Here is an 11343-nt window from a genome sequence, read left to right as displayed (position 1 = left end):
GCCGGTGCCGCGGCGGGGCTCTTTACCGCCCCTAAAACTGGTTTTTTGGGGCTTTTCGGGGCCCCTCGGCGGTGGGGGTTAGAGGATTTCGGGGTCGTCGAAGCGGACGCGGAGGGTGGGGGCGGGGCGGTAGCCGGGGCGGCCTCCCGGAGCCCGGCGGCGCTGCGTCGCGTTGCGGACGACCGTCGCGCGCACGGCCGCGGCCACGTCGGCGCCCTTCGCGTACTCGAAGCGCAGGATGGCCCTGACCGTCTTCTCGTCGACCTCCGCCGGGCCGAGCACGTCGACCAGCAACTCGGGGTCGACCGCCTTCAGCACGCCGTCGACCGACTCGGCCGCCCCGGTCACCGAGGCCAGCCGCACGGCGGGCGGGAACCGGAGCTGGCGGCGGTCCGCCAGCTCCTCGCGGGCGAAGTCGACCAGGCGGCCGGTCGCGAAGTCGCGGGCGAGGTCGCCGGAGACGCCGACCAGCACAGTCGGTGCAGCGGCGGCGGCCAGCACGGCAGCGCTCGTCCACCAGCGCAGGCAGTCCTCGGCGACGTGCAGGTTCTCCCTGGCCAGCATCCGCTCGCCGTCGAGCAGCAGCACCGCCTGGTAGCCGCCCTCGGCGATCGGCTCGGCGCCGCGGGTGGCGACCACGAGCGCAGGGGCGGAGCCGACGCGCTGCACCGGGTGGTCGCCGTCCGCGAGGATCACGCGCGTGCCGGGGAAGGCGCGACCCAGCTCCTCCGCCGTCCGGCCGGAACCTGCCGTCACCATCCGCAGCTTGGTCTGCTCGCAGCGCGTGCAGTGCCAGTCGGTGGCCAGCGCGCCGCACACGCCGCAGGACGGCGTCGCCCCCGCCCGACGCTGCCCGAGCGGCCCGGTGCAGCGGGCGCAGCGCGCCGCCTGACCGCAGTTCGCGCACGACAGCACCGGCAGGTAGCCCGGGCGGGCGACCTGCACGAGCACGGGGCCGGGCGGCCTCCCGCTCTCGCCGCTCAGCGCCTCCCTGGCGGCCCGCCACGCGGACGACGGGATGCGCGCGGCGCGGGCGGCCGGCTCGTCGGCGCTCTGGTTCGCGGTCAGCACGACCTTGCCCGTGTACGCGCGCTCCGGCCCGAGGTCGCGCAGCCAGCCGAGGTCGACCAGCCGCTGCGCCTCGACGCTGCGGACCAACCCGCTCAGCACGAGCGCTCCGCCCTCCAGCTCCTGCCGGACGAGCGCGGCGTCGCGCGCGTGCACATACGGGCTGAGCGGCTCGGCGAACAGCGGGTCGCTGTCCTCCCACACGGCGACGAGGCCGAGCCGGGCGGCGGGAGCGTAGACCACCGAGCGGTTGCCGATGACGATGCGCGGGCCGGAGAGCGCGGCGAGGAAGCCCTTGTACCGCTCCGGGTTCGACTGGGAGGCGTCGGCGCGCACCACCGCGGACGCCGGGGCGATCGCCGCCAGCGCGGCCGCGAGCTGCTCCAGGTCGCGGTGGTCGGGCACGGCGACGATGGCGGTGCTGCCCGCCCGCCAGGTGGCGGTCGCGAGCGCCGCGAGCGTGACCGCCCACTCCCCGACCCAGGTGCCGTCCGGGAGCCTGCTCAGCCGCGGGATCGGCCGCAGTGCGATGCGCTCCCCCGCCGCGACCGCGGCCTCCAGCGCGCCGGCGACGTAGCCGCGCACCGGGAACGCCGCAGGCTGCGCCCCGCCAGGCGCGGAAACGGAAGCGGGAGCGGCAGCGCCCGCCTCGCGCGCCGCCAGCCACGCCTTCTCCACGCGCACCATGCGCGGCGGCACGGCGAGCCGAAGGATGTCGCTCGCCGTCCCCGCGCTGCGGTCGGCGAGCCGGCGGGCGAGCCGCCACACCGGCTCGGTGAGCACCGGCACGGGCGACACCACGGCCTCCAGCGGGCTCAGCGTGCCGGAGAAGGCTTCATCGGGTTCGGCGAGCTCGACCAGGTACCCGTCGGCCACCCGCCCAGCCGAGCGCAGCGGTACGCGCACGCGCACGCCGGGGACCGCCTGCTCCGCGAGCTCGTCCGGCACGCTGTAGTCGAACAGATGGTCGAGCTGCGGGAGCGGCGAGTCCAGGGCCACACGGGCGACCGTGGCGGCCGCCGGCACGGCTACAGCCCCGCGGCGGAGCGCAGGTCGTCGACGCGGTCCAGCCGCTCCCAGGTGAAGTCGGGGAGGTCACGGCCGAAGTGGCCATAGGTCGCCGTCTGCGCGTAGATCGGCCGGAGCAGGTCGAGGTCGCGCACGATCGCGGCGGGGCGCAGGTCGAACACCTCGCGGATGGCGCGGATGATCTGCTCGTCCGAGACGGTGCCGGTGCCGAACGACTCCACGTAGAGCCCGACCGGGGCGGCCTTGCCGATCGCGTACGCGATCTGCACCTCGAGCCGCTCGGCGAGGCCCGCCGCGACGGCGTTCTTCGCGACCCAGCGCATCGCGTACGCGGCCGAGCGGTCGACCTTCGACGGGTCCTTGCCGGAGAACGCACCGCCGCCGTGCCGGCTGGCGCCGCCGTAGGTGTCGACGATGATCTTGCGCCCGGTGAGCCCGGCGTCGCCCTTCGGGCCGCCGATCTCGAACCGGCCGGTCGGGTTGATGAGCGTGCGGATGTGCGCGGTCTCCAGCCCGGCGGCGTGCATGACTGGAGCGATGACCTCCTCCACGACCTCGGCCTGCAGCTGCTCGCTGGAGACGTGCGGCGCGTGCTGGGTCGAGAGCACGACGGTCTCCACCGTTCGCGGCGTGTGGCCCTCGTAGCCGATCGTGACCTGCGTCTTGCCGTCCGGCCGCAGGTAGTCGAGGGTGCCGTCCTTGCGCACGGCGGCGAGACGCTCGGCGAGGCGGTGCGCCAGCCAGATCGGCAGCGGCATGTACTGCGGCGTCTCGGTGGTGGCGAAGCCGAACATGATGCCCTGGTCGCCGGCGCCCTGCCGGTCGAGGTCGTCGGTGCTCTGCTCGGTGCGCGACTCGAACGCGTTGTCGACGCCCTGGGCGATGTCGGGCGACTGCGCGCCGATGGAGACGGACACGCCGCACTGGGTGCCGTCGAAGCTGACGTCGGAGGAGTCGTAGCCGATCTCGACGATCTTCTCGCGCACCAGCGCGGGGATCTCGACGTAGCCGTTCGTCGTCACCTCGCCCGCGACGTGGACCAGCCCGGTCGTGACCAGCGTCTCCACGGCCACGCGGCTGTGCGGGTCCACCGCGAGCAGCGCGTCCAGGATGCTGTCGGAGATCTGGTCGCAGATCTTGTCGGGGTGACCTTCCGTGACCGACTCCGACGTGAAGAGGCGCAGATCTGCCATTGTTCTCCTTGATCGCGGCGTGGAGGTTCGGCCAGGGATGCCGTGGCCCTGGTCGACGACTAGACGACGACGTCCAAGATACGGTCGGCCACCGACAGCTTGCTCCCCGAGGCCTCCATCACTATATCGCCGCCCCTGCGGAGGACCACGACCTCGTTGCTCTCCGTTGCGAAGCCCTGCTCCCAGCCGACCTGGTTGAGCACGAGGAAGTCGCTGCCCTTGGCGGCGAGCTTGGTGCGGCCCAGCTCGATGAGCGTCGACGGGTCCGGCTCGGTCTCGGCGGCGAAGCCGACGACGACCTGGCCCTCGGGCTTGGCGGCGGAGAGGCCGGCAAGGATGTCCGGGTTGGCGACCAGTTCGAGCGTGAGGGTCTGGCCCGCCTCGGACTTCTTGATCTTGGAGTCGCGCATGACGGCGGGCCGGTAGTCGGCGACCGCGGCGGTCATCACGACCAGGTCGGCGGAGCGCGCCGCCTCGGTGACGGCCTCCTGCAGCTCCAGCGCAGTCTGCACCTGGACCAGCTCGACGCCCTCCGGCGGCTCGACCTCCAGGTGCGCGGCGATCAGGACGACTTCGGCGCCGCGAGCCTGGGCCGCCGCCGCGACGGCGACGCCCTGCCGGCCGCTCGACCGGTTGCCGAGGAAGCGCACCGGGTCCAGCGGCTCCCGGGTGCCGCCTGCGGTCACGACGACGCGCTTGCCCGCGAGGTCGACGCCCCCGCGCGGCCGGCGGGAGGCCTCGTTGGCGCGGCGCCGCTCGGAGAGCACCACGACGTCCGCGACCGGCTCCGGCACCGCGGAGACGGCCAGGCGCGGCGAGATGCCGGCGGCGCGCAGCGCGGCGCGCACGATGACCTCGGGCTCCTCCATGCGGCCGGGTCCGGAGTCGGCGCCCGTGAGCTGGCCGGAGGCCGGGGCCACGACGGTGACGCCGCGGCTCCGCAGGGTGGCGACGTTGGCGACCGTGGCGGGGTTGCGCCACATCTCGGTGTGCATCGCCGGGGCGACCACGAGCGGGGCCGTCGACGCCAGGACGGTGTTGCCGAGCAGGTCGTCGGCGATGCCGGCGGCGAGCTTCGCCAGGGTGTTCGCCGTCGCCGGGGCGATGACGATGAGGTCGGCGGACTGGCCGATCGCGACGTGCCGCACCTCGGCGACGCCCTCGTAGAGGTCGGTCGCGACAGGGTTCCGGCTGATCGCCTCGAGCGTGGGGCGGCCCACGAACCGCAGCGCGGCCTCCGTCGCCACGACGTGCACCGAGTGCCCGTCGAGCACCAGCGCGCGGATGACCCCGACTGCTTTATACGCGGCGATGCCGCCGGTCACTCCGACGACGACGGTCAATCGTGGGCTCACGGCGGCATCTCCTCCAGCCAGCGGGACACGGTCCCGGCTGTGGTCGTTCTCTTGCGCTCGGTCGGCGGCTCTCTGTCTGCCGGTGGTGCCGGGAAGTTACTCCGCGGCCAGCGGCTTGATGACGAGCTTGTCCTCGTTGATCTCGTGCAGCGCGACCGAGAGGGGCTTGTCGTCGACGGAGGAGTCGACCAGCGGTCCGACGTTGTCGAACAGGCTGCCCTCGTGCAGGTCGGCGTAGTAGTCGTTGATCTGGCGGGCGCGCTTGGAGGCGAAGATGACCAGCGCGTACTTGGACTCGACGCGGGCCAGGAGGTCGTCGATGGGCGGGTCGATGATGCCGTTGTTGGTGGTCGCCATGTGCGGTAACCCTCTCTGTTGTGCGTCCACGCCTCGCGGTGTCGAGACGTGGAGGAACTGCGGTAGAGCGCCGTCCCCGGCGCGTACGATTCCGGCCTACGGGCGCGACGGCGCCGCGCGGACCTTCATCAAGTCTACGACCTCCCGGGCCGCCTCAGCGACCGTGTGGTTGACCACGCGGTAATCGAACTCGTCCTGGGCGGCGAGTTCCACCTTCGCGGTCTCCAGCCTGCGCTGTTGCTCGGCGGCCTCCTCGGTGCCGCGCCCGATCAGGCGTCTGACCAGCTCGTCCCAGGTCGGCGGCAGCAGGAAGATCAGCCGCGCCTCCGGCATCGACTCGCGCACCTGGCGGGCGCCCTGGAGGTCGATCTCCAGCAGGACGCTCCTGCCCTGCTCCAGCGCCGCTTCGATCGGCCCGCGCGGCGTGCCGTAGCGGTACGCGTTGTGCACGGTGGCGTGCTCCAGGAGCTCGCCCTGCTCGATCATCCGGTCGAACTCCGCGTCGTCGACGAAGTAGTAGTTGACGCCGTCGACCTCGCCGGGCCGCGGCGCGCGCGTGGTCGCGGAGACCGACAGCAGCACCTCCGGGTAGTTCTCCCGGATGTAGGTGGAGACCGTGCCCTTGCCGACGGCGGTGGGGCCGGCCAGCACGACGAGCTGGTTGCGGCGGCGGTCGGTTCTGTTCTCGCGCTCGATCAGGTACTCGCGCAGCTTGAGCCGCTGGTGCCGGCCGAGGCCGCCGAGCCGCTTGGCCGGCGAGATGGCCAGCCGCTGCAACGCTTCCTGCATCTTGGTGGTGCCGATGGCGGGGACGCTCAGCAGGAACTCGGTGACGCGCAGCCGGCCCTCCACGCCCTCGGGCGCGGCGGTCGCGTGGTCGAGGACCACCAGCGGCGAGACCTCACGCGAGGCGATGGCGTTCTTGACGGCCGCGCGCGCACGGCGGGCCGCGACGGCGGCGGCGGACGCGGCGGTCCGGTCGACCTCCGGCGGTGCGGGGCGGCGGGAGGCGGTGGTCGGCTCAGCCATGGCTGGCGCGCACCTCCTCGGCGCGACGGGCCACGGCTTCGGCCAGCCCGCGGGGGCCGACTGTCAGCAGCCCGCGGGACTCGCTCACGATCACGCCTGGCGTGAACGCGCCGAAGAGCGCGCGCATGTCGGCCACCCGGGCGCCCTGGTGGCCGAACCCGGGCGCGAGCACCGGCACGGCAGGCGCGACGGCGGTCGCGGTGTCGATCCCGTAGTCCCCGAGCGCGACGGTGGCGCCGAGCACCAGGCCGACCGTGCCGAAGGGATGCGGAGGCTTCTCCTGGTTGAACGCGTGCACGTCTTCGATGATCGCACGGGCGACCGTCATCCCGGCACGGGGTCCGCCCTGGAGCACCGCCTGCTGACCCGCTGCGGCCTCCGGGTTGGAGGTCGCTGCGAGCACGAACAGGCCCTTGTTGGTGAGCTCCGCCAGCTCCATCGATTCGGCCAGCGAACCGACGCCCTGGAACGCCGAGACCGTCAGAGCGTCGGACTCCAACGGCGATCCCGGCCTGAACCAGGACTCCGTGTACGCGGCGACGCTGGTGCCGATGTCGCCGCGCTTGGCGTCGGCGATCACCAGCAGGCCGGCCGAGCGGGCGGTGCCGATCACCTCTTCGAGCGCGGCGTACCCCGCCGACCCGTAGAGCTCGAAGAACGCGACCTGCGGCTTGACGATCCCGACCCGGCCGATGGCGGCGTCGACCACGCGCAGCCCGAACTCCCTGGCGCCCTTCGCGGAGAGCTCCAGGTCCCACTCGGCGAGGAGCGCCTGGTGCGGGTCGATGCCGACGCACAGGCGGCCGTGCGCGTCGAACGCCGCGGCCAGCCTGTCGCCGAACGGCGCGGAGGGCAACCCGGTCACGCGCGCGCAGCCCTCTGCAGCGCGTACTCCTGCAGCGACGTCACCTCGAAGCCCTCGCGCACCGCGTCGAGCGACGCGACGGCCGCGCTCAGCTCCGCGATGGTCGTGAACAGCGGCTTGTCCCCCGCCACCGCCGCCGCGCGGATCTCGTACCCGTCGGCGCGGGCGGAGCGGCCGCTCGGCGTGTTGATGACGACGTCCACCTCGTTCCGCGTGATGAGCCCGACGACCGAGTCCTCCTCCGGCGCCTCGCTGAACTTGCGCACGATCCGCGCCTCGATGCCGTTGCGGTTGAGCACCTCGGCGGTGCCCTCGGTGGCGACGATGTCGTAGCCGAGCTGCTTCAGCCGCAGCACCGGCAGGACGATCGCGCGCTTGTCGCGGTCGGAGACCGAGACGAACACGGTGCCCTCCAGCGGCATGCCGCCGTAGGCCGCGGCCTGGCTCTTGGCGAACGCGGTCGGGAAGTCGCGGTCGATGCCCATGACCTCGCCGGTCGAGCGCATCTCCGGGCCGAGCACCGAGTCGACGATCTTGCCCTCGCGGGTGCGGAACCGCTTGAACGGCAGCACGGCCTCCTTCACGGCGACCGGCGAGTCCATCGGGATGACCGAGCCGTCGGTCTCCGGCAGCAGGCCCTCCTCGATCAGGCCGGTGACGGTGTCGCCGACCATGATCCGCGACGCGGCCTTGGCGAGCGGGATGCCGAGCGCCTTCGACACGAACGGGACGGTGCGCGACGCGCGCGGGTTGGCCTCCAGCACGTAGAGCACGCCGGCGCCGATCGCGAACTGCACGTTCAGCAGGCCGCGGACGCCGATGCCCTCGGCGATCTTCAGCGTCGCCTCGCGCACCCGGTCGATCTCGCGGCGGCCCAGCGTGATCGGCGGCAGGGTGCAGCTCGAGTCGCCGGAGTGGATGCCGGCCTCCTCGATGTGCTCCATGACGCCGCCGATGTAGAGCCGCTCGCCGTCGTAGAGCGCGTCCACGTCGATCTCGATCGCGTCGTCCAGGAAGCGGTCGACCAGCAGCGGGTGCGACGGCCCGACGATGCCCTGGCCCGCGACCCGCTCGAAGTAGTCCGCGAGCGAGGCGGTGTCGTAGACGATCTCCATGCCGCGGCCGCCGAGCACGAAGCTGGGGCGCACGAGCACCGGGTAGCCGATCTGCTCCGCGGCGTGCGCGGCGCTCGGGAAGTCGATCGCCGTGCCGTTCTTCGGGGCCAGCAGCCCGGCGTTCTCGAGGATGCCGGCGAACAGCCCGCGCTCCTCCGCCAGGTCGATGGCCTCCGGCGTGGTGCCGAGGATCGGGACGCCCGCCGCCTCGAGGCCCTTGGCGAGGCCGAGGGCGGTCTGGCCGCCGAGCTGCACGACGACGCCGACCAGCTCGCCGGACTGCGACTCGGCGTGGATGACCTCCAGCACGTCCTCGAGCGTCAGCGGCTCGAAGTACAGGCGGTCGGAGGTGTCGTAGTCGGTCGAGACCGTCTCCGGGTTGCAGTTGATCATGATGGTCTCGAACCCGGCGTCGTGCAGCGCGAACGACGCGTGAACGCAGGAGTAGTCGAACTCGACGCCCTGGCCGATGCGGTTGGGGCCGGAGCCGAGGATGACGACCTTGCGGGTGTCGCTCGGGGCGACCTCCGTCTCCTCGTCGTAGCTGGAGTAGTGGTACGGCGTGAGCGCGGGGAACTCGCCCGCGCAGGTGTCGACCGTCTTGTAGACCGGGCGGACGCCGAGGATGTGCCGCACCTCGCGCACGTCGGCCTCGCCGAAGCCGCGCAGCTCGCCGATCTGGGCGTCCGAGAAGCCGTGGTCCTTCGCGTAGCGGAGCGTGTCGGTGTCGAGCGTCTCGGCGTCGCGGATCTGCTCGGCCACCTCGTTGATGAGCACGATCTGGTCGAGGAACCAGGGGTCGATCTTGGTCGCCTCGAAGACCTGCTCGGGCGTCGCGCCCAGGCGGAGCGCCTGCTGCACGTCCACGATCCGGCCGTCGGTCGGCGTCGCGATCGACTCCAGCAGCTCCTCGACGGTGTGGGACTGCGCGCCCCAGTGGAAGGACGAGCCGCGCTTCTCCAGCGAGCGGAGCGCCTTCTGCAGCGCGCTGGTGAAGCTGCGGCCGATCGCCATCGCCTCTCCCACCGACTTCATGGTGGTGGTCAGCGTCGGGTCGGCGGCCGGGAACTTCTCGAACGCGAACCGCGGCACCTTGACGACGACGTAGTCCAGCGTCGGCTCGAAGCTCGCCGGGGTGACCTTGGTGATGTCGTTGGGGATCTCGTCCAGCCGGTAGCCGATGGCGAGCTTCGCGGCGATCTTCGCGATCGGGAAGCCGGTGGCCTTCGACGCCAGCGCCGAGGAGCGGGAGACGCGCGGGTTCATCTCGATGACGATGATCCGGCCGTTCTCCGGGTCCACCGCGAACTGGATGTTGCAGCCGCCGGTGTCGACGCCCACCGCGCGGATGATGTCGATGCCGATGTCGCGCAGCTTCTGGTACTCGCGGTCGGTCAGCGTCAGCGCGGGCGCGACGGTGATCGAGTCGCCGGTGTGCACGCCGACCGGGTCGACGTTCTCGATCGAGCAGACGACCACCGTGTTGTCGGAGGTGTCGCGCATCAGCTCGAGCTCGTACTCCTTCCAGCCGAGGATGGACTCCTCCAGGAGCACCTCGCTGGTCGGGCTCTGGTGGATGCCGTCGCCGGCGATCCGGCGCAGGTCCTCCGGCGTATAGGCGAAGCCCGAGCCGAGCCCGCCCATCGTGAACGAGGGGCGGACCACGAGCGGGTAGCCGAGGTCCTCGGCGAACTCCAGCGCCTCCTCGACGGTGTGGGCGATGTGCGAGCGCGCGACCTCCGCGCCGGCGGCGACCACGAGCTCCTTGAAGATCTGGCGGTCCTCGCCCTTCTGGATCGCCTCGAACTTCGCGCCGATCAGCTCGACGCCATACTTCTCCAGGATGCCGTGCTCGTGGAGCTGCATGGCCGCGTTGAGCGCGGTCTGGCCGCCGAGGGTCGGCAGGATCGCGTCCGGCTTCTCCTTCGCGATGATGGTCTCGATGACCTCCCAGGTGATCGGCTCGACGTAGGTCGCGTCGGCGAAGTCCGGGTCGGTCATGATGGTGGCCGGGTTGGAGTTCACCAGGATGACGCGCACGCCCTCCTGCTTGAGCACGCGGCACGCCTGGGTGCCCGAGTAGTCGAACTCGCAGGCCTGGCCGATGACGATCGGGCCGGACCCGATGACCAGGACGGAGTGGATGTCGTCGCGCTTGGGCATCAGTCGGTGCCTTCCTGGGTCGTGTCGCTCTCGGAGCCGGCCTCGCGCTTGTGGATCATGTCGAGGAACCGGTCGAAGAGGTAGTTGGCGTCGTGCGGGCCCGCCGCCGCCTCCGGGTGGTACTGCACGCTGAAGGCGTCGATGTCGAGGCAGTTCAGGCCCTCCACGACGTTGTCGTTGAGGCTGAAGTGGCTGACCTCCACCTGGCCGAACCCGGCCGGGGAGTCGAAGGTCTCGTCGATCGGCGCCTTGACCGCGAAGCCGTGGTTCTGCGCGGTGATCTCCACCCGGCCGGTGCGCTTGTCGAGCACCGGCTGGTTGATCCCGCGGTGGCCGAACGGCAGCTTGTAGGTGGTGAGGCCGAGCGCGCGGCCGAGGAGCTGGTTGCCGAAGCAGATGCCGAAGTAGGGCAGCCCGGCGCGCAGCGTCTCCTGGAGGAGCGTGACGTGCTTGTCCGAGGCCTGCGGGTCGCCGGGGCCGTTGGAGAAGAACAGCGCGGACGGGTTCAGGCTGAGGACGTGCTCAGCGGTGACCTGCTGCGGGAGGACGTGGACGTCCAGCCCGCGCGCGGCGAGGTTGTCGAGCGTGGACTTCTTGACGCCGAGGTCGAGGACCGCGACCGAGCCGACGCGCTCGCCGACCGCGGGGACCGTGTACGGCTCGACGGTGGAGACCTCGGCCGACAGGTTGCGGCCGGACATCTTCGCGCCGGAGAGCACGAGCTCGAGCTGCTCGGAGTCGCTCAGCCCGAAGTCGTCGCCGGAGAAGATCCCGGAGCGCATGGCGCCCGCCGAGCGGATGTGCCGGGTGACGGCGCGGGTGTCGATGCCGCTGATGCCGACGACACCCTGCTCGACGAGGTCGTCGTCCAGGCTGCGCTGGGCGCGGAAGTTGGAGACGACCCGGCTGGGCTCGCGGACGACGAAGCCGTCCACCCAGATCCGGCGGGACTCCATGTCCTCGTCGTTCGTGCCGGTGTTGCCGATGTGCGGCGCCGTCATCAGGACGATCTGGCCCGCGTACGACGGGTCGGTCAGGGTCTCCTGGTAGCCGGTCATCCCGGTGGCGAAGACCGCCTCGCCGAGCGTCCGCCCGCGGGCGCCGTAGGCCCGGCCCACGTAGCGCTTCCCGTCTTCGAGGACGAGCACGGCAGGTTCTGCTGCGGCCAC

The 11343-nt window shown here is 72.0% G+C and carries 8 protein-coding genes; all 8 read right to left on the bottom strand.

What is annotated here, in order from left to right; genetic code table 11:
* Positions 1–78 precede the first annotated feature (78 nt).
* Complete coding sequence (locus ACFRFH_RS09915; protein ID WP_382462848.1) at positions 79–2094, bottom strand: primosomal protein N'; 2016 nt, start codon at positions 2092–2094, stop codon at positions 79–81.
* A gap of 2 nt (positions 2095–2096) precedes the next feature.
* On the bottom strand, positions 2097–3290 hold the full coding sequence (metK, locus tag ACFRFH_RS09910; RefSeq protein WP_382462847.1) for a methionine adenosyltransferase: 1194 nt from the start codon (positions 3288–3290) through the stop codon (positions 2097–2099).
* 59 nt (positions 3291–3349) lie between these two features.
* Positions 3350–4633, bottom strand: a complete 1284-nt coding sequence (locus ACFRFH_RS09905) for a bifunctional phosphopantothenoylcysteine decarboxylase/phosphopantothenate synthase (protein ID WP_382463394.1) — start codon at positions 4631–4633, stop codon at positions 3350–3352.
* Positions 4634–4741: 108 nt separating this feature from the next.
* Positions 4742–5002: a DNA-directed RNA polymerase subunit omega gene (gene rpoZ / locus ACFRFH_RS09900; RefSeq protein WP_185277257.1), complete on the bottom strand. Its 261-nt coding sequence runs from the start codon at positions 5000–5002 to the stop codon at positions 4742–4744.
* 96 nt (positions 5003–5098) lie between these two features.
* On the bottom strand, positions 5099–6031 hold the full coding sequence (gmk, locus tag ACFRFH_RS09895) for a guanylate kinase (protein ID WP_382462846.1): 933 nt from the start codon (positions 6029–6031) through the stop codon (positions 5099–5101).
* The gene (gene pyrF / locus ACFRFH_RS09890) at positions 6024–6896 is read right to left on the bottom strand and encodes an orotidine-5'-phosphate decarboxylase (RefSeq protein WP_382462845.1); all 873 of its coding nucleotides are present in this window, start codon (positions 6894–6896) and stop codon (positions 6024–6026) included. Before pyrF ends, gmk begins: the two co-directional genes overlap by 8 nt.
* Complete coding sequence (gene carB / locus ACFRFH_RS09885; protein WP_382462844.1) at positions 6893–10174, bottom strand: carbamoyl-phosphate synthase large subunit; 3282 nt, start codon at positions 10172–10174, stop codon at positions 6893–6895. The genes pyrF and carB overlap by 4 nt, the downstream gene beginning before the upstream one ends.
* Positions 10174–11343, bottom strand: a complete 1170-nt coding sequence (gene carA, locus ACFRFH_RS09880) for a glutamine-hydrolyzing carbamoyl-phosphate synthase small subunit (protein WP_382462843.1) — start codon at positions 11341–11343, stop codon at positions 10174–10176. The genes carB and carA overlap by 1 nt, the downstream gene beginning before the upstream one ends.

The organism is Leifsonia sp. NPDC056824, assembly GCF_042789575.1.
Lineage (GTDB): Bacteria > Actinomycetota > Actinomycetes > Actinomycetales > Microbacteriaceae > Leifsonia.
Note: the sequence above shows the minus strand (reverse complement) of the source record. Positions and strands in the feature narration are given on the sequence as shown.